Source organism: Micromonospora sp. CNZ303 (assembly GCF_004345505.1).
Window position 1 is genome coordinate 238611 of the sequence record NZ_SLVT01000009.1, and the last position, 21205, is coordinate 259815.

Below are 21205 nucleotides of genomic sequence, written 5' to 3' on the forward strand. Positions count from 1 at the left end.
CCGGCGGCGGCCAGGATGCGGAACCGGCGGCGCGGCCGGGGCGCACCCGCCCGCGAAGCCGTCCGCTGGCGTGCCGTCGAGCCGCGTGGACGCACAGACGCCACTCCCTACCGCGACAGTCACACAGGGTGGGCAACCTCAACCGCCGCACCCTCCCGCCGCGTCCCCTTTGCTTTGCAGGCAAATAGGCACCGGCCACGTTCCGTAAGCGGTGCGTATGTGGCTGCAGAGCAAAGGGTTGCGGAAAGGGTGGGTGACGCGATCGAGGTATCCCGCAAAGCCGCTGTTCAGGTCCGTCTGTCGACGGCGGGTGGACGGAAGGGCGCGCTACGTGGCTGGCGGACGGTCACGCAGAGCAACTTCGAGGGCGCAACAGGAGGCGATTACCGGACGTTACCGAACCTGCCCGGTTGGGACGCTCGGTCCGGGTGTCCGGGTGTCCGTGGCGGGGAGCACCCGGCTGTCCGTTCGCGCCGGGGGCGTACGATTCCCCGCGCGCGGTCGCCGATGCCCGCCGCCTCAACGTTCCGGCGTGGGTTCCGCCCGCCGGCTGCGCGCGTGACGCGCGTCGTTGGACAATGTTCCGCAGTCCGCAAGGGGTCGGCCCACAGCCAGACCCGGAGGAGAGACTAGCCTGATGGGCGTGACACGCCGCGCGAAGATCGTCTGCACTCTTGGTCCTGCCACCTCGTCGCCGGAGCGCATCCGGGGCCTCGTCGAGGCCGGCATGAACGTGGCGAGACTCAACTTCAGCCACGGCAGCCACGAGGATCACGAGGCGGTGTACCGGCTGGTCCGCGAGGCCGCCGAGGCTGCCGGTCGACCCGTGGCCGTGCTCGCCGACCTCCAGGGCCCGAAGATCCGGCTCGGCAGGTTCGCCGACGGCCCGCACGAGTGGCGCACCGGCGACTCGGTCGTCATCACCGGTGACGACATCCTCGGCACCAAGGAGCGGGTCTCCTGCACCTACCGCAAGCTTCCGCAGGAGGTCAAGCCCGGCGACCGGCTGCTGATCGACGACGGCCGGGTCGCCGTCGAGGTCACCGACGTCAGCGGCAACGACATCCGCTGCCTGGTCACCGAGGGTGGCCCGGTCTCCAACAACAAGGGCGTCTCGCTGCCGAACGTGGCGGTCAGCGTGCCGGCGATGTCCGACAAGGACGCCGAGGACCTGCGTTTCGCCCTCGGCCTGGGCGTCGACCTGATCGCGCTCTCCTTCGTCCGCTCGGCCGACGACATCAAGCTGGTGCACGGCATCATGGCCGAGGAGGGCGTGCACCGGCCGGTGCTGGCCAAGGTGGAGAAGCCCGAGGCGGTCGACTGCCTGGAGCAGATCGTGCTGGCCTTCGACGGCGTCATGGTCGCCCGCGGCGACCTCGGCGTGGAGCTGCCGCTCGACCAGGTGCCCCTGGTGCAGAAGCGCGCCGTGCAGCTCTGCCGGGAGAACGCCAAGCCGGTCATCGTGGCCACCCAGATGCTCGACTCCATGATCGAGAACTCCCGGCCGACCCGCGCCGAGGCCTCCGACGTCGCCAACGCCGTGCTCGACGGCGCAGACGCGGTGATGCTCTCCGGCGAGACCAGCGTCGGAAAGTACCCGGTGCTGACCGTCAGCACCATGGCGAAGATCGTCACCACCACCGAGTCCGGCTCGATCGGCGTGCCGCGCCTCCAGCACGACCCCCGTACGCACGGTGGCGCGCTGACCGTCGCCGCCTCCTCGATCTCCCGGGCCATCGGCGCGAAGGCCCTGGTCGCCTTCTCGCAGACCGGCGACACCGTGCGGCGGCTGTCCCGGCTGCACTGCGACCTGCCGCTGCTCGCGTTCACCCCGGTGCCCGAGGTGCGCAACCAGCTCGCCCTCTCCTGGGGCGTGGAGACGTTCCTGATGCCGTTCGTCGAGCACACCGACGACATGTTCCGCCAGGTCGACCAGGCGCTGCTCGGCCTCGACCGGGCCAACCCCGGCGACTACGTGGTGATCGTCGCCGGCAGCCCGCCCGGCACCCCCGGCTCGACCAACACGCTGCGCGTACACCAGCTCGGATCGCTGGTCGACGCGGCGTCGGCGCGGGCCTTGCAGTGAGCGACGCGGACGTCGCGGTCGGGCAGGCCGCGGTCGACCAGCTCCTGGAGGTGCTCGACCTGGAGCACACCGGCGGGATGACCTTCCGGGGGATGAGCCCCCCGGTCGGTCCCCAGCGGGTGTACGGCGGCCAGGTCGCCGGCCAGGCGCTGGTCGCCGCCGGACGCACCGTCGACCCGGCCCGCTTCGTGCACTCCCTGCACGGCTACTTCGTGCGGCCCGGCGACCCGGCCGAGCCGATCGTCTACGAGGTGGAGAACGTCCGCGACGGCCGCTCCTTCTCGGTGCGCCGCTCGGTGGCGCTCCAGCACGACAAGCCGATCTTCTTCATGTCGGCGTCGTTCCAGCGGACGGAGGAGGGCCTGGACCACCAGGCCCCCACCCCGCCCGACGTGCCGGGGCCGGACGAGGTCCCGACGATGGCCGACCGGCTCGCCCGCTACCCGGAGCGACTCGGCATCTGGGCGCAGATCCCGCGCCCGATCGACGTCCGCTACGTCGGCGAGCCCGGCTGGGTACGCCCCGGCGACCGCCCCGCCGACCCCCACCAGCGGGTCTGGATGCGCATCGACGGCAAGCTGCCCGAGGATCCGCTGCTGCACGCCTGCGCGCTGACGTACGCCTCCGACCTGACGCTGCTCGACTCGGTGCTCTCCGTGCACGGCGAGGTCTGGGGCCCGGGCGGCGTGGTCGGGGCCAGCCTCGACCACGCGCTCTGGTTCCACCGGCCGTTCCGCGCCGACGAGTGGTTCCTCTACGACTGCTGGAGCCCGTCGGCCTCCGGCGCCCGGGGGCTCGCCACCGGCCGCATGTTCACCACCGACGGGCACCACATCGCCAGCGCCGTGCAGGAGGGGCTGCTGCGCCGCGTCGGCGACTGACCCCGGCGGCGCATCGCCACCGGCCGATCGGTCGAGGGGTGATCGTCCGGGCGGGTCGGTCAGGCGACTAACCTTGCCGCATGCGCCTCTCCGCCCGGGTCGACTACGCCCTCCGCGCGGTCGTCGAGCTCGCCTCGGTGACCGCCGACGCCGGGCCCGGGCGAAGCCGGCCCGTGACCGCCGACCAGATCGCCCGCGCCCAGGAGATCCCGCCGAAGTTCCTGGAGAGCATCCTGCTGCAACTGCGCCGGGGCGGCATCGTGCAGGCCCAGCGCGGCCCAGAGGGCGGCTACTGGCTGGCCCGACCGGCCGGGAAGATCTCGCTGGCCGAGGTGATCCGGGTGATCGACGGCCCGCTCGCGCACGTACGCGGGCAGCGGCCCGAGGAACTCGGCTACCACGGGGCGGCGCGCGCCCTCCAGGAGGTCTGGATCGCCCTGCGGGCCAGCGAACGCGAGATCCTGGAACTGGTCACCGTCGCGGACGTGGCCGGCGGCACCCTGCCGGGTCGGGTCGTCGAGTTGGCCGCCGACCCCCGCGCCTGGACCTGACCCGCACCGCTTCCGGATCGCGCTCGCCGCCGGACCCGTTCCGCAGTTCCGGTGCGCTCCGGGAGCCGAGCCCGCCTGGCCCGGCGCCTGAGGGCCCCGCGGTCCCGGGCCTGGCCTGGTCCCGCATGCCCGCCGGACTCCTCTCCGCCGGGCATCGTGCCCGTCGTCGCCCCGGCCGGGCGGCGTCTGTCGTCTCACTGACCGGTTGGAGGCTTGACCGGGGCACGCCCCGTGCCGCATTGTCGACCAAGTCGATAGGAGATACCGAAAAGTCAGGGGGCGCTCGTGCGCAAGCTGCTGGTCCTCGCGCTGGTCGGGCTCGCCGCGCAACTCGTCGACGGCGCGCTCGGCATGGCGTACGGGCTGACCTCCTCCACGTTGCTGCTGCTCGTCGGGGTGGCGCCGGCCGCCGCGTCGGCGTCCGTGCACCTGGCCGAGATCGGCACCACGCTCGCCGCCGGGGTGTCGCACTGGCGGTTCGGCAACGTCGACTGGCGGGTGGTCGGCCGGATCGCCCTGCCCGGCGCCGTGGGCGCGTTCGCCGGCGCGACCTTCCTCAGCTCGATCTCCACCGAGTCGGCCGCCCCGTGGATGGCCGGCATCCTGTTCACCCTCGGCGCGTACCTGCTGGTGCGCTTCTCCCGGCCGCTGCGCACCGATCGGCGCGGCGGCCGGCTGCGCAGCCGCTTCCTCGGCCCGCTCGGCCTGGTCGCCGGCTTCGTCGACGCCACCGGCGGCGGCGGGTGGGGCCCGGTCGCCACGCCGGCCCTGCTGGTCAGCGGGCGGATGGAGCCGCGCAAGGTGATCGGCTCGGTGGACACGTCCGAGTTCGTGGTCGCCGGCGCCGCCAGCCTCGGCTTCCTGATCGGCCTCGGCTCCGAGGGCTTCCTGCTGCCCATGGTGGCCGCGCTGCTCATCGGCGGTCTGATCGCCGCGCCGATCGCGGCCTGGCTGGTGCGCATCGTCCCCGCCCAACTGCTCGGCGCGGCGATCGGCGGCGTCATCGTGCTGACCAACGCCCGTACGCTGATGCGCTCGGCCGACCTCGGCGGCCCGGCCCGGCCGGCCGTCTACGCGCTGCTGGCCGTCGCCTGGGCCGCCGCCCTGGCACTGGCCGTGCGGGCACTGCTGCGCACCCGCCGCCAGCGCGCCGTCGCCGCCACCGCCCTCGCGACCGTCCCCCCGGCGGCTGCCCCCGCTGGGGACCGTCTCCCGGCGACCGTCGCCCCGGCGGCTGCCCCGGCCGGGGACCGTCTCCCGGCGGCCGTCGCTCCGGCGGCTGCCCCGGCCGGGGACCCTCTCCCGACCTCGGCGGCGGTCCCCTCGCTCAACAACCGCTGACCCCCGCCCCTGCGTCGCCCGCCCTGCCTGCCTGCCTGCCCTGAGGTCACGTCGCGTCGCGTCGCGTCGCGTCGCGTCGTTCGTGTCGTTCGTGTCGTGTAGATCTTGGTAGAAACGTGCCCCTCCAGGGGCCGATTCCTACCAAGATCTCTAGCCGCCCCGGACCCGCCCCGGCCCGGCCCCGGCCCCGGCGGTCAGTGGGGGAGGAGGGCGGTCGCGGCGTCGGTGAGGAGGGTCCACGCCTCGTCGACGTGAACCTCGGTGCTCTGCGGGGAGCCGACGGCCAGGCGCAGCGTGTAGCGGCCGTTCACCCGGGTGTGCGTCAGGTGCACCCGGCCCGTGGCGTTCACCCGGGCCAGCAGCTCCGCGTTGACCTCGTCGTCCGCCGCCAGCCGGAAGCACACCAGCGAGTACGGGTGCGCCCCCACCAGCGTGAACCGGTCGTCGGCGCGGACCCGGTCGGCGAACCGGGCGGCGAGCGCCACGCCCGAGCGGATGTGTGCGCGCAGCCCCTCGGCGCCGTACCAGCGCAGCACGAACCAGAGCTTCAGCGCCCGGAACCGGCGGCCCAGCGGCACCTGCCAGTCCCGGTAGTCGATCACCGCGCCGGACTCGGTGGCGGCGTTGCGCAGGTACTCCGGCAGCACGCTGAGCGCCTCGATCAGCTCCGCCGTGTCGGCCACCCAGAACGCGTCGCAGTCGAAGCCGGTGAGCAGCCACTTGTGCGGGTCGAAGCAGTACGAGTCGGCGTACTCCAGGCCGGCGTGCCCGAACCGCAGCTCTGGGCAGACCGCCGCCGCTCCCGCGTACGCGGCGTCGACGTGCAGGAAGACGCCGTACTCGGCGCAGATCGCGCCGATCTGCGGCAGCGGATCGATCGCGGTCGTGGAGGTGGTGCCGACGGTGGCCACCACGATCGCCGGGACCACGCCGGCCGCCAGGTCCGCCTCGATCGCCGCGCGCAGCGCCGCCGGGGACATCGCCTGCGTCTCGGGGTCGACCTCGACCGGCCGTACGCCGTCGGCGCCCAGCCCGGCGATCCGGGCGGCCTTCTCGATGGACGAGTGGCCCTGGGTGGAGGCGTAGGCGCGGTAGCGGCGGTCGACGCCGACCTCGCGCCACCGGCCGCCGCCGGCGCGGTGCAGCGCGACCAGGGTCGCCACCAGCGTCGCCGAGGACGCCGAGTCCTGGATCACCCCGCCGCCCCCCGAACCGGAGCGGAACCGCTTCGGCAGGTCCAGCAGGTCGGCGAGCCAGTCCAGCAGCACCGTCTCCAACTCGGTGCACGCCGGCCCGGTCGCCCAGAGCATCCCCTGCACGCCCAGCCCGGCGCTGACCAGGTCGCCGAGCACGCTGGGCCCCGAGGTGTTGGCCGGGAAGTAGCCGAAGAAACCGGGGTGCTGCCAGTGCGTCAGCCCCGGCGTGATCAGGGTGTCCAGGTCGGCCAGGACGGCCTCCACCGGCTCGCCGTGCTCCGGCGGGCCGGCGGGCAGCCGGGCGGCCACCGTCCCGGGCGGGTCCTGCGAGGTCACCGGACGCCGCTCCAGCGTCGCCCAGTAGTCGGCGATCCAGTCCACCACGGCGTGCCCGGCGCGTCGGAACTCGTCCGGGGTCATGTGCTCAGCCACGCCCTGAGTCGATCAAGAATCCGGGCCGGGGGCAAGGGAAGCGGCTGGTGCCCCCCGCCACCGGGGACACCCGGAGCAGGGCGGAGAGAGGACGGATTGTCCGCTGAAAGCGCTTGCCCTAGCATCGCAGGTGTGCGGAGCCACCCCTCGACGCCGCCCCGCCGGAGCACCGACGCCGCACTGCCGGCGCCGGAGTGCCGACACCGGAGCGGCGGCGACGACACCGACGCCGCACCGACGGCGTCGGACCACCGCCGCCAGCGCGGCGTCTCCTCCCGCCGGCCCGGGCAGGCCGACGGCGACGGTCGCCGCGCGCCCAACCTCCCCGGAGGACACTCCCCATGCCCGTCACCCACCGCCGCGTCGCGCTGCTCGCCGCAGCCGCCGCGGCCGCACTCGCCGCCGGTACGCTCCCGACCCTCACCGCCTCGGCTGCCGCCGCCGGCTGCCGCGTCGAGCACCGGATCACCAACCAGTGGCCCGGCGGCTTCGGCGCCGACGTCACCGTCACCAACCTGGGCGACCCGGTGAACGGCTGGGCCCTCACCTGGTCGTACGCCGCTGGCCAGCGGGTCACCCAGGCGTGGAGCGCCGTCGTCGACCAGTCCGGCGCCCAGGTGACCGCCCGCAACGTCGACTACAACGCGGTGATCGCCACCGGCGCCAGTGCCGCCTTCGGCTTCACCGGCTCCTGGGACGGCAGCAACCCGGCGCCGACCAGCTTCGCCCTCAACGGCACCGTCTGCACCGGCGCGGTGCCCACCGGCGGCCCGACCACCCCACCGCCGCCGAGCACGCCGCCGCCCACGACCCCGCCACCCACCACGCCACCGCCGACCACCCCGCCGCCGACCGGGGCGGTGCAGATGGAGGACCTCGACCGGGGACTGGTCAGCGTCCGCTCCGGCAGCGGCAACCTGGTCTCCTGGCGGCTGCTCGGCACCGAGACGACCGGGGTGGCCTTCAATCTCTACCGCGGCGCGACCAGGGTCAACGGCAGCCCGATCACCGGGGCGACCAACTACCTCGACAGTGGCGCGGCGGCCGACGCGACCTACACCGTGCGCGCCGTCGTCGGCGGCACCGAACAGGCCGCCTCCGCGGCCGCGCTCCGGTTCCCCGCCGGCTACCTCGACGTGCCGTTGCAGGTGCCGGCAGGCGCGAGCACGCCGAGCGGCGAGAGCTACACGTACTCCGCCAGCGACGCCTCCGTGGGCGACCTCGACGGCGACGGCGACTACGAGTTCGTGGTCAAGTGGGAGCCGTCCAACGCCAAGGACAACTCCCAGTCCGGCTACACCGGCAACGTCTACGTCGACGCGTACACCATCACCGGCACCCGGCTATGGCGCGTCGACCTGGGCCGCAACATCCGGGCCGGGGCCCACTACACCCAGTTCCAGGTGTACGACTACGACGGCGACGGCCGCGCCGAGGTGGCCATGAAGACCGCCGACGGCACCCGCTCCGGCACCGGCCAGGTGATCGGCTCCGCCACCGCCGACCACCGCAACTCCAGCGGGTACGTCCTCGCCGGCCCCGAGTACCTGACCATGTTCGACGGCCGCACCGGCGCGATCCTCTCCACCGTCAGCTACGACCCGCCGCGGGGCACCGTCTCCTCCTGGGGCGACAACTACGGCAACCGGGTCGACCGCTTCCTCGCCGCCACCGCCTACCTCGACGGGCAGCGCCCCTCCCTGGTGATGGCCCGCGGCTACTACACCCGGGCGGTCGTGGCGGCCTGGGACTTCCGCGACGGCACCCTGCGCAAGCGGTGGACCTTCGACTCCAACGCCTCGGGCAACGGCGCCGCCTACGGCCAGGGCAACCACAACCTCTCCGTCGCCGACGTCGACGCCGACGGGCGCCAGGAGATCGTGTACGGGTCGGCCACCATCAACGACGACGGCCGCCTGATGTACGCCACCGGCTTCGGCCACGGCGACGCCCTGCACATCGGCGACCTCCTGCCCGCCCGCGCCGGCCTGGAGGTCTTCACCATCCACGAGTCCGGCAACCAGCCGGCGGCCGACCTGCACGACGCCCGCACCGGCCAGGTCGTCTGGCAGCGGCCGAACAACGGGGGAGTCGAGGGCCCCGGCCGGGGCGTCGCCGCCGACATCCACGCCGGCAGCCCCGGCGCCGAGGTCTGGGGCGCCGGCACTCACATGGGCGACCTCTACAGCGCCACCGGGGCCGTCGTCGGGCGCCGGCCGTCCTCGGCGAACTTCCTCGCGTGGTGGGACGGCGACCCCGTGCGGGAACTGCTCGACGGCACCCGGATCGACAAGTACGGCACCGGGGGCGACACCCGGCTGCTGACTGCCAGCGGCGTGGCGGCGAACAACGGCACCAAGTCCACCCCGGCGCTCTCCGCCGACCTGTTCGGCGACTGGCGGGAGGAGGTCGTCTGGCGCACCAGCGACAGTCGCGCCCTGCGGATCTACAGCACGCCCACGCCCACCGGCACCCGGATCCACACGCTCATGCACGACCCGCAGTACCGGGTGGCGGTCGCCTGGCAGAACACCGCCTACAACCAGCCCCCGCACCCGGGCTTCTTCATCGGCGACGGCATGGCCGCCCCGCCCACGCCCAACGTCTACCTGCGGTGAAGCGACGACCGGCCGGCGGCGGCGCCTCGGGGCACGCGGTCGGCCGGTCGCGGGACGGAAAAGGCACCGGGCCGCAGCCGCGGAATCCGCACAGCTCCGGCCCGGTGCCCCACACCGCGGCATCCCGACCCGTCCCGACCGGGAATGCCGTACCACCACCGAGGTCAAAACTAGGCGGGCCACGCGTCGCCCCGGTGACGCCGACGTGAAGATCGTGTTTCAGCCCTCGCGGCGCAGGCCACCGGCCACGTGCTCGGCGATCAGCTCGTACGAGCGCACCCGGTCGGCCACGTCGTACACCAGCGTGGTCAGCATCAGCTCGTCCGCGCCGGTGCGCGCCAGCAGCTCGCCGAGCTGCCGCCGTACCGTCTCCGGGGAGCCCGTCGCCTGCCCGTCGCGGCGCTGCCGCACGAACTCGCGCTCGGCCTCCGTGTACGGGTACGCCGCCGCCTCGTCGGGCGTCGACAGGGGCTCGGGCCGCCCCGAGCGCAGCCGCAGGAACGACAGCGCCGCCGGCCCCGCCAGCCACTCCGCCCGCTCGTCGGTGTCCGCGCAGACCGCGTTGACGGCCACCATCGCGTACGGCTTCTCCAGCCACTTCGACGGCCGGAAGTGCTGCCGGTACAGCGCCAGCGCGGGCACCGTGTTCTGCGCGCTGAAGTGGTGCGCGAAGGAGAACGGCAGGCCCAGCAGCCCGGCCAGCTGGGCGCTGAACCCGCTGGAGCCGAGCAGCCAGACGGCCGGCTGCTCGCCGAGGCCCGGGGTGGCCGTGATCGGTCCCGGCCGCTCGCCGCTGAAGTAGTTCATCAGGTCCGCCAGCTCCCGGGGGAAGCCCTCCGCCGACAGCCCTTCCATCGTCCGGCGCAGCGCCAGCGCGGTCACCTGGTCGGTGCCGGGGGCGCGGCCGATGCCCAGGTCGATGCGGCCCGGGTGCAGCGCTTCGAGGGTGCCGAACTGCTCGGCCACCACCAGCGGCGCGTGGTTGGGCAGCATCACCCCGCCCGAGCCCAGCCGGATCGTCGACGTGTGCGCCGCCAGGTGCGCGAGCAGCACCGCCGGCGCGGAACTCGCGATCGCCGGCATGTTGTGGTGCTCGGCCACCCAGAACCGGCGGTACCCGAGTTCCTCCGTGCGCCGGGCCAGCTCGGTGGTGTGCCGCAGCGCCGCGCCGGCGGTGGCGCCGGCCGCGACCGGGGCAAGATCGAGAACAGACAGCGGTACGTTGATCACAAGGGTGGCCAACCCGTCCCACCTCGGGTTTGTTCCCCGAGGCGATCCGGCTCACGCGCCTGTCGCGGGCCCGTAGCGCGCTCAGCCCATGCCGCGGGCCTGCTCGAAGATCAGGCTCGTCTGGGTGTGCTGCACCGCCGGGTCCACGGCCAGGTGGTCCAGCACGAAGTCCCGCAGGGCGTCCGCCGAGGCCGCCCGCACGTGCAGCACGTAGTCCTCCGCGCCCGCCACGTGGAACACCGCCACCACCCCCGGCAGCCGCACCGACCGGGCCCGGAACGCGTCCACCGCCGCCCGCTCGTGCGCGGTCAGCCGCACCGACACCAGCGCCTGCAACGGCAGCCCCACCGCCGCCGGATCGACCTCCGCGTGGAACCCGCGGATCGCCCCGCGCTCCCGCAGGGCGCGGGTGCGGGTCAGGCACGTCGAGGGGGCCACCCCGACCCGCTCGGCGAGGGCGTTGTTCGGCAGGCGGCCGTCGGCGGCCAGCTCCGACAGGATCGCCCGGTCGGTGTCGTCCAGGTCGGCGAACCGCCGCACATCATTCGTAGCAAGGGGCATGCAGGCATCATCCATCGAACCTGCCCGCGCTTCCAAGGCCAATTACCGAATCATGTTCGGAACTATTGCCGCCCGTTGGCGCTATGTTCGATCCTTCCAGCATGACGACCGTGGACACCAGAGCCGTGCACGCCGGCCGCGACGACCTCGCCGCCCTCGGCGTCCACGTGCCGCCGATCGACTTCTCCACCACCAACCCGCTGCCGTCGGTCGACGCCGGCGGCGACGCGTACGAGGCCCTCGCCACCGGGGGCACCCTCCCCGCCGGCGGCAGCGCCGTCTACCAGCGCCTGTGGAACCCCACCGTGGCCCGCTTCGAGACCGCCCTCGCCGACCTCGAAGACACCACCGACGCCGTCGCCTTCGCCAGCGGCATGGCCGCCCTCACCGCCACCCTGCTCGCCGCCACCCGGGACGGCAGGCGCCACCTCGTCGCCGTCCGCCCCCTCTACGGCGGCACCGACCACGTGCTCGCCACCGGCCTGCTCGGCACCACCGTCACCTGGGCCCGCCCCGACGAGGTCGCCGCCGCCGTCCGCCCCGACACCGCCCTGGTGATCGCCGAGACCCCGGCCAACCCCACCCTCGACCTGGTCGACATCGCCGCCCTCGCCCGCGCCGCCGGCGACGTGCCACTGCTCGTCGACAACACCGTCGCCACCCCCGTGCTCCAGCAGCCCACCCGGCACGGCGCCACGCTCGTGCTGCACAGCGCCACCAAGAGCATCGGCGGGCACGGCGACGTCCTCGCCGGCGTGGTCGCCTGCGACGCCGACTGGGCCGCCCGGCTGCGCCAGGTCCGCGCGCTCACCGGCGCGATCCTGCACCCCCTCGGCGCGTACCTGCTGCACCGCGGCCTGCAGACCCTGCCGGTGCGGGTGCGTGCCCAGCAGGCCGGCGCCGAGAAGCTCGCCGCCTGGCTCGCCGCCCACCCCGCCGTCGCGCGGGTGCACCACCCGTCGCTGCACGACCCCGCCGGGCTCGTCGGACGGCAGATGAGCGGCCCCGGCAGCCTCCTCGCCTTCGAGGTACGCGGCGGCGCGCCCGCCGCGGCCGCCGTGGCGAACGCCTGCCGGCTGATCACCCACGCGGTCTCGCTGGGCGGCGTCGACACCCTCATCCAGCACCCGGCCTCGCTGACCCACCGCCCCGTCGAGGGGGAGGCCAAGCCGTGCGGGGGCCTGCTGCGCGTCTCGGTGGGCCTGGAGGACGCCGAGGACCTGCGCGCGGACCTGGCCCAGGCCCTCGCCGAACTCGGCTGACCGGAGCCGTCGCCGCCCTCGCTGTCGCGAGTCGGCCGCCCCCGTTGCCGCGAGTCGCCCCGCCGCGGGCGTCGTGGCGCACGGGTGGAACGCCACGGGTGCCAACGGGCCCCGGTGACACCCGTGGCGTTCCACCCGTGGGGGCCGACCGGGCGGCACGGTCAGGACTTCGGGCCGACGTGGTGGTCGAGGGCGGCGACGGCGTCCCGGCGTGCCACGGAGAGGGAGTTGCGGCGGTTCATCCGCCACGCGATGCCGAGCAGGTCCAGCGCCCACTGGCAGAGCCCCATGATGTCGGCCGACTCGTTGACGAACATGTAGCGCGGGTAGACGTAGCTCCTGCCGCGCGTCGTCACCCGGTTGGTGACACGGCACCCGTCGGAGTGGAACAGGCCCCGCAGGAAGTCGCCGGGTCGCGCCGTGAGGATCTCCCGCTGCCAGTCGGCGAGGACGATCTGACGATCGTGCTTCTTGCCGGGACCGTGCTGCGGGAACAGGCACGGCCAGTGCTTGCCGGTGCTCTGGACCGCCACGCAGCCCTGCTTCTGGATCCGCTGGACCTTGTTGGCGAGCACCGCCCTCATCGCGACGTCGCAGGCGTCGATGAGATCAGGCCATGCGTCGGCGCAGTAGACGCGCAGGACGGGAACGCGGTCGGTGGTGACCAGGTGGCCGTCCCCGAGATAGAGGCCCAGCAGGTAGGGATAGGCCGTCGGGTCGGTCGGATTGCCGACATCGGGAAAGCAGCGGAAGCAGCGAGCGGCGGTGCCGAGCATGACCGGCTCGGGCCGGTCCACGCACCAGTGCCAGACGGTGCTGTAGGGCAGGGACAGGTCCCGGGCGACCGACTGGATGTTGCTGCCGCGGGCGCGGAGGGCGCGGGCTCGCGCTCGCATCTCAGGTGGGTGCACCCACGCATCATCGAACAGGTGTATGACAGGTGTGCCGGGAGCGGGATTCGAACCCGCAAGCCCTTTCGGGCAGAAGTGTTTGAGACTTCCGTGTATGCCGTTCCACCATCCCGGCGAGTGCGGCTTACTGTACCCGACTACGCTCGTGCGGGAGCATGGGTGGTAGCCGTGCCGGGAACGATGGTGGGAGTGGCTCGTGGCCGAGATGCAGACGGACGTCGAGCGCAGGCGCGTTCTGATCGCCGAGGACGAGGCGCTGATCCGGCTGGACCTGGCCGAGATGCTCGTCGAGGAGGGCTACGAGGTCGTCGGGGAGGCCGGTGACGGCGAGACCGCCGTCCGGCTCGCCGAGGAGCTCAAGCCGGATCTGGTCATCCTCGACATCAAGATGCCGATCATGGACGGGCTGGCCGCCGCCGAGCGGATCGCGGGCGCCCGGATCGCCCCGGTGATCATCCTGACCGCGTTCAGCCAGCGTGACCTGGTGGAGCGGGCGCGGGCGGCCGGCGCGATGGCGTACCTCGTGAAGCCCTTCCAGAAGAGCGACCTGGTGCCGGCGGTGGAGATCGCGCTGTCGCGTTACTCGGAGATCGCCGCCCTGGAGGCGGAGGTCGCGGGGCTGACCGACCGGCTGGAGATCCGCAAGACGGTCGAGCGCGCCAAGGGCGCGCTCATGACGACGTACGGGATGACCGAGCCGCAGGCGTTCAAGTGGATCCAGCGCACGGCGATGGACCACCGGATGACCATGAAGGAGGTCGCCGAGCGGATCCTCGCCGAGACCGCCGGCGGCGAAATCGCCCAGCCCGCTTCCTGAGGTGCCGCCGGGCGACGCGACACGCCGGGGAGCGCTCCGGGGGGTCCTCGCGGGGCCGGTTGATCGATAGCATCTGATCCATGCGGACCCGGCGGCTGGTGGCGGTGCTCGGTGTCCTCGCGCTGCTGCCGGCCGGCTGCGACCGGGCCCCGGCGGAGCCCGCGGTCGAGGCCGAGCCGCTGCGCCCGCAGTGGCAGCCGCTGACCCTGCCGGCGCCGCCGGGCGCCCCCGGCCGGCCGCTGCTGCGCGACGCCGTGGCCTGCGCCGGCTCGTGGTACGTCGTCGGCGGGCTGGCCGACGCGGCGGGGGAGACCCGGCCGGCCGCCTGGCGCAGCGCCGACGGCGTGTCGTGGACGGCGCTGCCGGTCTCGCCGTCGAGTCACTACGGCCGCCAGCACGTGCTCTACGCGGCCGCGTGCCGCGACGGCCGGCTGGCGGCGCTCGGGGCGAAGAACGGCGGCGCGCACGGCAACCCGCGCACGGGCACCTGGTCGCAGTCGCCGGGCGGGCGGCTGCGGGAGGCGCCGGCGCCCTTCGAGCTGTACGCCGGCCCGCGCGCGGTGAGCGTGGCGCGGCTCGCGGCGGGGCCGGCCGGTTGGCTGATCGCGGGGGCGCGGGTCGACGGGGCGGCGGTCTGGACGTCGCCGGACGGCGAGCGGTTCACGATCCACGAGGGCGTCGCGGAGCTCGCCGGCGACGGGCGGGGCCGGACGGTCGCGTACGACGCGATGGCCGTGCCGTCGGGCTGGTGGGTGGTGGGCGCGGTGCTGCCGCCCGGCGCGACGGCGCTGGCGCCCCTGGCCTGGAGTTCGGCCGACGGCCGGGCCTGGCGGCGGGTGACGCTGCCGGTGCCGGACGGGCGGGGCCAGGCGCAGCGGGTGGCCTCGGTCGACGGTGTGGTGGTGGCCGTCGGCCCGGTGCGCGACGGGTTCGCGACCTGGCGGCTGGCGGGCGACGAGTGGCGGCGGGCCGGCGGGTTCGGCGCGCCCGGTCCGGGGGTGTCCTCGGTCGACGCCCTGGTGCCGGCCGGGCGGGAGCTGGTCGCGGTGACGGGGGACGGCGGTGGTCACGGACTGTGGCTTTCCGCCGATGCGGGGGATTCGTGGCGACTGATGGCCATGCCGGCCCCGGTGCCCGACGGTGGGAACACGGCCGTGGCGGTCGCGTCGCAGGGTGATCGACTTGTGTTGGTGTCTGACGACGGGGAGGCGTCCCGTGCCTGGTCAGTCGGGTTGCCGACCATCGATCGGTAGGGGGTGGACGAGGTTCGACCCGTTACCGACGAAACGAAGGCGAGTGGCTTTCGCGGCCGACGGTTCTTACAGCGATCGTTTCGAATCCGCCACGCCGTGTAACGGTTCGGTCAACCCGCTCCCCTGGGGCTTTCGTCACAGCTCAAAGGTGGGATAGCGTCCGGCCCCAGACCGGCGACGACGGTCTGGTTCGTCCGCCCCCGCAAGGGCCAATCGGCAGCGGGTGGTTCGGACCATGGGACGGAGGAGGGTTCGGGCCTTGAGGCAGAAGCTCGCGCGCGTTATCGGTGGGGTCGCCATGCTGGCGCTCGTCGCCGGCGGCACGGCATGCTCCAGTAGCGACGACGCGGCGTCCGGTGGCGACGCCTGCGGCAACAAGATCGCGTTCTTCGGCGCGCTGACCGGCCCGTCGGCGGCGCTCGGCATCAACGAGAACAACGGCGTCAAGCTGGCGGTCGACAAGTACAACAAGGAGAACGCCGACTGCAAGGTCGAGCTGGTTCCCCTGGACTCGCAGGGCAGCCCGGACCAGGCCCCGCAGCTGGCCCAGAAGGCCATCGACGACACCAAGATCCTCGGCATCGTCGGCCCGGCCTACTCGGGTGAGTCGGAGGCCGCCGGTCCGCTCTTCAACGAGGCCGGTCTGGTGACCATCACCCCGTCGGCGACCAACCCGACGCTCGCGAAGCAGAACTGGAAGACCTTCTTCCGCGCGGTCGGCAACGACCTGAGCCAGGGCCCGGGGGCCGGCAACTACATCAAGAACGTGCTGAAGGCCGAGAAGGTCTACGTCATCGACGACCAGTCCGCGTACGGCGCCGGCCTGGCCGACGAGGTCAAGAAGCTGCTCGGCCCGTCGGTCGTCGGCTCGGACAAGGTCCAGGGCGACGGCAAGCAGGTCGAGTTCTCGGCCGTGGTCACCAAGGTCAAGGCCGCCAACGTCCAGGCGGTCTTCTACGGCGGCTACTACCAGGAGGCCGGCCTGATCCGCAAGCAGCTCACCGCTGCCGGGGTCACCGCTCCGATGATCGCCGGTGACGGCGTGAACGACGCCGCGTACATCACCTCCGCGGGTGCGGCGGCGGCCGAGGGCACCATCCTCACCTGCCCGTGCCAGCCGGCCGCCGAGGCGCGCGGCACCTTCATCGAGGAGTACAAGGCGCTCAACGGCTCCGACCCGGGCACCTACAGCGACACGGCCTACGACGCGGCGAACATCCTGCTGGCCGGCATCAAGGCGGGCAAGACCACCCGCGAGGGCCTGCTGGAGTTCGTGAAGGGCTACAGCGGCGAGGGCGTCGCGGCGAGCTACAAGTTCGTCGAGGGCGGCGAGCTCGACCCGGCGCAGGTCAAGGTCTGGGCCTTCAAGGTCAAGGACGGCAAGGTCGTGCCGGACCAGGAGATCCCCAAGTCCTGACGTCGGTCGCTGCTACGGCGATTGAGTGGTGATCGCGGGCGCGGCCGGGAGCTGTGCTCCCGGCCGCGCCCCACTTTTCTCTCCAGACCCTGATGGAGTGTCCCTTCATTGAACTTCGACGACCTGTTCTCCAACTTCGGGACATACACGACGACCGGCCTGACGCAGGGTGCGATCTACGCCCTGGTCGCGCTCGGCTACACGCTGGTCTACGGCGTGCTGAGACTCATCAACTTCGCCCACTCCGAGGTCTTCATCGCCGGCGCGTTCGCGGCGATCTGGACCTGGAACGGCTTCGGGCTCGACCAGAACTCGCAGGTCAGCGGCATCGGGTCGATCATGTTCTACCTGCTGGTGGCGATGATCGTCGCGGCGATCGCCTCCGCCGGCACGGCCACCGTGATCGAGCGGGTGGCGTACCGGCCGCTGCGTAAGCGCAACGCGCCGCCGCTGGCCTTTCTGATCACCGCCATCGGCGCGTCCATCGCCATCTCCGAGGCGTTCGGCATCTGGACCCGCCGCCGCCCCGAGGGCGCCCCGATCCTGGTCAGCCAGGAGCCGCTGTTCCACGTCTTCGGCGTGCCGATCGACGGGGTGCAGCTGCTCACCCTCGGCGCCGCGCTGGTGATGATGATCGCGCTGGACCTGTTCATCAACCGCAGCCGGGTCGGTCGCGGCATCCGGGCGGTCGCCCAGGACGCCAACACCGCCGCGCTGATGGGCGTGAACAAGGACCGGATCATCCTGATCGTCTTCATCGCCGGTGGCAGCATGGCCGGCGTCGCCGGTCTGCTCTACGACGTACGGATCCAGACCCTCACCTACAGCGTCGGCTTCCTGCTCGGCCTCAAGGCATTCACCGCCGCGGTGCTCGGCGGCATCGGCAACCTGCGTGGCGCGCTGCTCGGCGGCCTGCTGTTGGGCCTGATCGAGAACTACGCCTCCGGTCTGTTCGGCAGCGAGTGGAAGGACTTCGCCGCGTTCGCGCTGCTGGTGGTGCTGCTGATGTTCCGGCCGACCGGTCTGCTGGGTGAGTCGCTGGGGAGGGCACGGGCATGACGACCGTTCTGGACAAGGTGCGCTCCGGCCGCGAGGCGGCCGGCGAACGGTGGCGCGGGGCGCCGCGCTGGGTGCGCTGGGCGCTGCTGGCCGCGGTGATCGTGTTCTTCTACGCGTTGCCGAACAAGGAGTTCTACCAGTACCTCGGGCCGATCCCGACCCCCGGTGCGAACTTCACCCAGGTGATGTTCACCGTCTCGATCTACGTGCTGCTGGCCGTCGGCCTGAACATCGTGGTCGGCTTCGCCGGCCTGCTCGACCTCGGCTACTTCGGCTTCTTCGCCGTGGGCGCGTACACCGTGGCGGTGCTGACCTCGCCGAGCAGCAACCTCAAGACGCTGTGGCCGTGGCTGCTGGCGGTGCCGGTGGCGATCGCCCTGACGATGGTCTCCGGCGTGATGCTCGGTACGCCGACCCTGCGGCTGCGCGGCGACTACCTGGCGCTGGTGACGCTCGGCTTCGCCGAGATGATCCGCATCGGCGCGGTCAGCTCGGAGTTCCTCAGGGGGCAGCGGGGCTTCAACCAGATCCCGCACCCGCCGGGCGAGTTCGCCGACGGCAAGCCGATCTTCGGCGTGCTCGACGCCCGGCCGTACTACTGGCTGGTCCTCACGCTGATCATCCTGGTGGTCATCGGGGTGCGGAACCTGACCCACAGCCGTGTCGGGCGCGCCTGGATCTCGATCCGCGAGGACGAGGACGCCGCGCAGCTCATGGGCGTGCCGACGTTCAAGTTCAAGCTGTGGGCGTTCGCCGCCGGCGCCGCGATCGCCGGCCTCGCCGGCGCGCTCTTCGCGGGTAAGCACAACTTCGTCAGCTCGCAGAACTTCGAGCTGCTGAACTCGATCATCATCTTGGCCGCGGTCATCTTCGGCGGTTCGGGCAACATCGTCGGCGCGATCGTCGGCGGTGGCCTGGTGGCGTACATGATCGAGCGGTTCCGTGGCATCGAGGTGCTGGGCGTCGAGCTGTACGAGTACCGGTTCCTGTTCTTCGGCCTGGTGCTGGTGGTCATGATGATCTTCCGGCCGGAGGGTCTGATCCCCAACCGACGACGTGCGGCGGAGTTCAAGGATCGTCGCAAGGAGGTGACCGTCGGTGAGTGACACCGAGCAGACGCCGGTCGTTCCGGCACAGGCCGGCGCGCCGGCCGTGGAGGCGGTGCCCACCCGGGAGCCGCTGCTGGAGGTCGACAAGGTCACGCTGCGCTTCGGCGGCGTGGTCGCGCTGAACGAGGTGGACTTCACCCTCTACAAGGGCGAGATCCTCGGTCTGATCGGCCCGAACGGCGCCGGCAAGACCACCTGCTTCAACGCCATGACCGGCATCTACCAGCCCACCGAGGGGCAGATCCGGTTCCGTGGCCAGAAGGTCAGCGGCAAGAAGCGGCACCAGATCACCAAGATGGGCATGGCGCGGACGTTCCAGAACATCCGCCTCTTCCCGGAGATGACGGCGCTGGAGAACGTCCTGGTGGGCGCGGACGCGCACAACAAGACGAGCGTCATCTCCGCGCTGTTCCGCCTGCCGCGGTACTGGAAGGAGGAGCGCGCGAGTCGGGAGAAGGCCGAGCGCCTGCTGGAGTTCGTCGGCATCCGCAAGCGGATGCACGAGTTCGCCCGCAACCTCTCCTACGGCGAGCAGCGGCGGCTGGAGATCGCCCGCGCGCTGGCCACCGACCCGGTGCTGCTCTGCCTGGACGAGCCGGCCGCCGGCTTCAACCCGGCGGAGAAGGAGGAACTGCTCCAGCTCATCCGGCAGATCCGGGACACCGGCGTGACCGTGCTGCTCATCGAGCACGACATGCGCCTGGTCATGGGGGTCACCGACCGGATCGTGGTGCTGGAGTTCGGAAAGAAGATCGCCGAGGGGCTGCCCGCCGAGGTGCGGGAGAACCCGAAGGTGATCGCGGCGTACCTGGGGGTGCCGGACGATGCTGCTTGAGATCGACGATGTGAGCCTGCTCTACGGGCGGATCCAGGCGCTGCACGGCATCAGCCTGACGGTGGACGAGGGCGAGATCGTCGCCCTGATCGGCGCCAACGGCGCCGGCAAGTCGACCACGATGCGGGCGATCTCCGGGATCCGGCCGGTCGCCAGCGGCAGCATCCGGTTCGACGGTGAGGACATCACCAAGCTCCGGGCGGACCTGCGGGTCCGGCGGGGACTGTGCCAGGCGCCCGAGGGCCGCGGGATCTTCCCGGGCATGACGGTGCTGGAGAACCTCGACATGGGCGCGTACACCCGGCGCGACCGGGCCGGCATCGCCCAGGACCTCGACCGGGTGCTGGGGCTCTTCCCGCGCCTGGCCGAGCGGCGCAGGCAGCAGGGCGGCACCCTCTCCGGCGGCGAGCAGCAGATGCTGGCCGTCGGGCGGGCGCTGATGAGCCGGCCGAAGCTGCTGCTGCTCGACGAGCCCTCGATGGGCCTGGCGCCGATGCTGATCCAGCAGATCTTCGACATCATCGTCGAGATCAACCAGCAGGGCACCACCGTCCTGCTGGTCGAGCAGAACGCCCAGCAGGCGCTGGCCCGGGCCCACCGGGCGTACGTGCTGGAGACCGGCCGGATCGTCAAGAGCGGCACCGGCGCCGAGCTGCTGCACGACCCGGCGGTCAAAGAGGCCTACCTCGGCGTGGCCTGACCGGCCGTCACCCCTCATCGCAAGGAGTACCCCATGTTCCGCATCAGTAGTGGCCGCCGGGCCGCCCTCGGCGTCACCGGCGCCGCTCTGCTCGCACTCTCGCTGGCCGGCTGCGGCGAGAAGGAGAGCACCGAGCAGCCCGGCGCCGGCCCCAGCGTCACCGCCGCCGCCGACTCGGCGCTGGCCGCGAAGGTGCCCGACGCCATCAAGGCCGACGGCGTGATCAAGGTCGGCACCGACTCGACGTACGCCCCGGCGGAGTTCCTCGACGCCGACGGCAAGACGGTGGTCGGCTTCGACATCGAGCTGTTCAACGCGGTCGCGCAGAAGCTCGGCCTCAAGGCCGAGTACGAGTCGGCGCCGTTCGACGCGATCCTGCCCGGCGTCGACTCGGGCAAGTACGAGGTCGGCGTCTCCTCGTTCACCATCAACGCCGACCGGATGAAGACCGTCAACATGGTCAGCTACTTCTCCGCCGGCACCCAGTGGGCGACCAAGGCCGGCAACCCGGCCAAGGTCGACACCGAGAACGCCTGCGGCAAGAAGATCGCCGTGCAGGTCGGCACCGTGCAGCTCGACGACATCACCGCCCGGTCGAAGAAGTGCACCGATGCCGGCAAGCCGGCCATCACCATCGACCAGTACCAGGCGCAGAGCGACGCCACGGCCGCCGTGGTCAGCGGCAAGAACGACGCCATGCTGGCCGACTCCCCGGTCGGGGCGTACGCGGTGAAGCAGAGCAACGGCCAGCTGGAGGTGCTCGGCGACATCTACGAGTCGGCCCCGTACGGCTACGCGGTCAAGAAGGACCAGGCCGCGTTCGCCGAGGTGCTGAAGGAGGCCGTCGCGGCGGTCATCGCCGACGGCTCGTACGAGGGCGCGCTGAAGAAGTGGGGCGTCGAGGGCGGCGCCATCACGACTCCGGCGCTGAACCCGACCAGCTGAC

General features: G+C 72.5%; 18 protein-coding genes and 1 tRNA gene. 14 read left to right on the top strand and 5 right to left on the bottom strand.

What is annotated here, in order from left to right; translation table 11 throughout:
* The first annotated feature begins 637 nt into the window (after nt 1-637).
* The 4 genes from pyk (at nt 638) to EV374_RS16940 (ending at nt 4859) form a co-directional block, all read left to right on the top strand.
* The gene (pyk, locus tag EV374_RS16925) at nt 638-2086 is read left to right on the top strand and encodes a pyruvate kinase (RefSeq protein WP_132236417.1); all 1449 of its coding nucleotides are present in this window, start codon (nt 638-640) and stop codon (nt 2084-2086) included.
* On the top strand, nt 2083-2967 hold the full coding sequence (locus EV374_RS16930; protein WP_132236419.1) for an acyl-CoA thioesterase: 885 nt from the start codon (nt 2083-2085) through the stop codon (nt 2965-2967). The genes pyk and EV374_RS16930 overlap by 4 nt, the downstream gene beginning before the upstream one ends.
* Nucleotides 2968-3047: 80 nt before the next feature.
* Entirely contained in the window at nt 3048-3518 is a 471-nt protein-coding gene (locus EV374_RS16935) for an RrF2 family transcriptional regulator (protein WP_132236421.1), read from the top strand.
* Between the two features lie 285 nt (nt 3519-3803).
* Nucleotides 3804-4859 (top strand): sulfite exporter TauE/SafE family protein, encoded by a 1056-nt coding sequence (locus EV374_RS16940; protein ID WP_132236423.1) that lies wholly within the window; start codon nt 3804-3806, stop codon nt 4857-4859.
* A 194-nt stretch (nt 4860-5053) separates the two neighbouring features.
* Here EV374_RS16940 and EV374_RS16945 read toward each other — a convergent pair whose 3' ends face one another.
* Complete coding sequence (locus tag EV374_RS16945) at nt 5054-6487, bottom strand: pyridoxal-dependent decarboxylase (protein WP_486485801.1); 1434 nt, start codon at nt 6485-6487, stop codon at nt 5054-5056.
* 341 nt (nt 6488-6828) lie between these two features.
* Here EV374_RS16945 and EV374_RS16950 point away from each other — a divergent pair, with 341 nt between their 5' ends.
* Nucleotides 6829-9105 (top strand): rhamnogalacturonan lyase family protein, encoded by a 2277-nt coding sequence (locus tag EV374_RS16950; protein ID WP_132236425.1) that lies wholly within the window; start codon nt 6829-6831, stop codon nt 9103-9105.
* A gap of 219 nt (nt 9106-9324) precedes the next feature.
* Here EV374_RS16950 and EV374_RS16955 read toward each other — a convergent pair whose 3' ends face one another.
* Together EV374_RS16955 and EV374_RS16960 are read right to left on the bottom strand one after the other, a co-directional pair.
* Nucleotides 9325-10335, bottom strand: a complete 1011-nt coding sequence (locus EV374_RS16955) for an LLM class flavin-dependent oxidoreductase (RefSeq protein WP_486485807.1) — start codon at nt 10333-10335, stop codon at nt 9325-9327.
* Nucleotides 10336-10416: 81 nt separating this feature from the next.
* Nucleotides 10417-10896, bottom strand: a complete 480-nt coding sequence (locus EV374_RS16960; protein ID WP_132236429.1) for an Lrp/AsnC family transcriptional regulator — start codon at nt 10894-10896, stop codon at nt 10417-10419.
* An 83-nt stretch (nt 10897-10979) separates the two neighbouring features.
* Here EV374_RS16960 and EV374_RS16965 point away from each other — a divergent pair, with 83 nt between their 5' ends.
* Nucleotides 10980-12158 (top strand): PLP-dependent transferase, encoded by a 1179-nt coding sequence (locus EV374_RS16965; RefSeq protein WP_132236431.1) that lies wholly within the window; start codon nt 10980-10982, stop codon nt 12156-12158.
* 161 nt (nt 12159-12319) lie between these two features.
* Here the strand turns inward: EV374_RS16965 and EV374_RS16970 are convergent, their stop codons facing one another.
* On the bottom strand, nt 12320-13054 hold the full coding sequence (locus tag EV374_RS16970) for a transcriptional regulator (protein WP_486485802.1): 735 nt from the start codon (nt 13052-13054) through the stop codon (nt 12320-12322).
* 47 nt (nt 13055-13101) lie between these two features.
* Nucleotides 13102-13184: transfer RNA gene (locus EV374_RS16975), tRNA-Leu, on the bottom strand.
* 81 nt (nt 13185-13265) lie between these two features.
* On the opposite strand from EV374_RS16975, the gene EV374_RS16980 reads away from it, so the two are divergent.
* The 8 genes from EV374_RS16980 to EV374_RS17015 all read left to right on the top strand — a co-directional run bounded on the left by EV374_RS16980 (nt 13266) and on the right by EV374_RS17015 (nt 21204).
* Nucleotides 13266-13886: a response regulator gene (locus EV374_RS16980; RefSeq protein ID WP_132236435.1), complete on the top strand. Its 621-nt coding sequence runs from the start codon at nt 13266-13268 to the stop codon at nt 13884-13886.
* Nucleotides 13887-13966: 80 nt separating this feature from the next.
* Nucleotides 13967-15139 carry a hypothetical protein gene (locus EV374_RS16985; protein WP_132236437.1) on the top strand — a complete coding sequence of 391 codons (1173 nt, stop codon included), beginning with the start codon at nt 13967-13969 and terminating at the stop codon, nt 15137-15139.
* Nucleotides 15140-15398: 259 nt separating this feature from the next.
* Nucleotides 15399-16556, top strand: coding sequence for a branched-chain amino acid ABC transporter substrate-binding protein (locus tag EV374_RS16990; RefSeq protein WP_132236439.1), 1158 nt, complete (start codon nt 15399-15401; stop codon nt 16554-16556).
* Nucleotides 16557-16664: 108 nt separating this feature from the next.
* Complete coding sequence (locus tag EV374_RS16995; protein WP_132236441.1) at nt 16665-17615, top strand: branched-chain amino acid ABC transporter permease; 951 nt, start codon at nt 16665-16667, stop codon at nt 17613-17615.
* Nucleotides 17612-18721 (top strand): branched-chain amino acid ABC transporter permease, encoded by a 1110-nt coding sequence (locus tag EV374_RS17000; protein WP_132236443.1) that lies wholly within the window; start codon nt 17612-17614, stop codon nt 18719-18721. Before EV374_RS16995 ends, EV374_RS17000 begins: the two co-directional genes overlap by 4 nt.
* Nucleotides 18714-19559: an ABC transporter ATP-binding protein gene (locus EV374_RS17005; RefSeq protein ID WP_132236445.1), complete on the top strand. Its 846-nt coding sequence runs from the start codon at nt 18714-18716 to the stop codon at nt 19557-19559. The genes EV374_RS17000 and EV374_RS17005 overlap by 8 nt, the downstream gene beginning before the upstream one ends.
* Nucleotides 19549-20259, top strand: a complete 711-nt coding sequence (locus EV374_RS17010) for an ABC transporter ATP-binding protein (RefSeq protein ID WP_101411744.1) — start codon at nt 19549-19551, stop codon at nt 20257-20259. The genes EV374_RS17005 and EV374_RS17010 overlap by 11 nt, the downstream gene beginning before the upstream one ends.
* A 33-nt stretch (nt 20260-20292) precedes the next feature.
* Nucleotides 20293-21204 carry an ABC transporter substrate-binding protein gene (locus tag EV374_RS17015; protein ID WP_132236447.1) on the top strand — a complete coding sequence of 304 codons (912 nt, stop codon included), beginning with the start codon at nt 20293-20295 and terminating at the stop codon, nt 21202-21204.
* Nucleotide 21205 lies beyond the last annotated feature (1 nt).

Bases quoted from the DNA above. Each gene is read 5' to 3' on its own strand.
- EV374_RS16960 (WP_132236429.1), bottom strand. From the start codon at position 10,896: ATGCCCCTTGCTACGAATGATGTGCGGCGGTTCGCCGACCTGGACGAC.
- EV374_RS16985 (WP_132236437.1), top strand. From the start codon at position 13,967: ATGCGGACCCGGCGGCTGGTGGCGGTGCTCGGTGTCCTCGCGCTGCTG.
- EV374_RS17015 (WP_132236447.1), top strand. From the start codon at position 20,293: ATGTTCCGCATCAGTAGTGGCCGCCGGGCCGCCCTCGGCGTCACCGGC.
- EV374_RS16935 (WP_132236421.1), top strand. From the start codon at position 3,048: ATGCGCCTCTCCGCCCGGGTCGACTACGCCCTCCGCGCGGTCGTCGAG.
- EV374_RS17000 (WP_132236443.1), top strand. From the start codon at position 17,612: ATGACGACCGTTCTGGACAAGGTGCGCTCCGGCCGCGAGGCGGCCGGC.
- EV374_RS17010 (WP_101411744.1), top strand. From the start codon at position 19,549: ATGCTGCTTGAGATCGACGATGTGAGCCTGCTCTACGGGCGGATCCAG.
- EV374_RS16950 (WP_132236425.1), top strand. From the start codon at position 6,829: ATGCCCGTCACCCACCGCCGCGTCGCGCTGCTCGCCGCAGCCGCCGCG.
- EV374_RS16965 (WP_132236431.1), top strand. From the start codon at position 10,980: ATGTTCGATCCTTCCAGCATGACGACCGTGGACACCAGAGCCGTGCAC.
- EV374_RS16970 (WP_486485802.1), bottom strand. From the start codon at position 13,054: ATGCGAGCGCGAGCCCGCGCCCTCCGCGCCCGCGGCAGCAACATCCAG.
- pyk (WP_132236417.1), top strand. From the start codon at position 638: ATGGGCGTGACACGCCGCGCGAAGATCGTCTGCACTCTTGGTCCTGCC.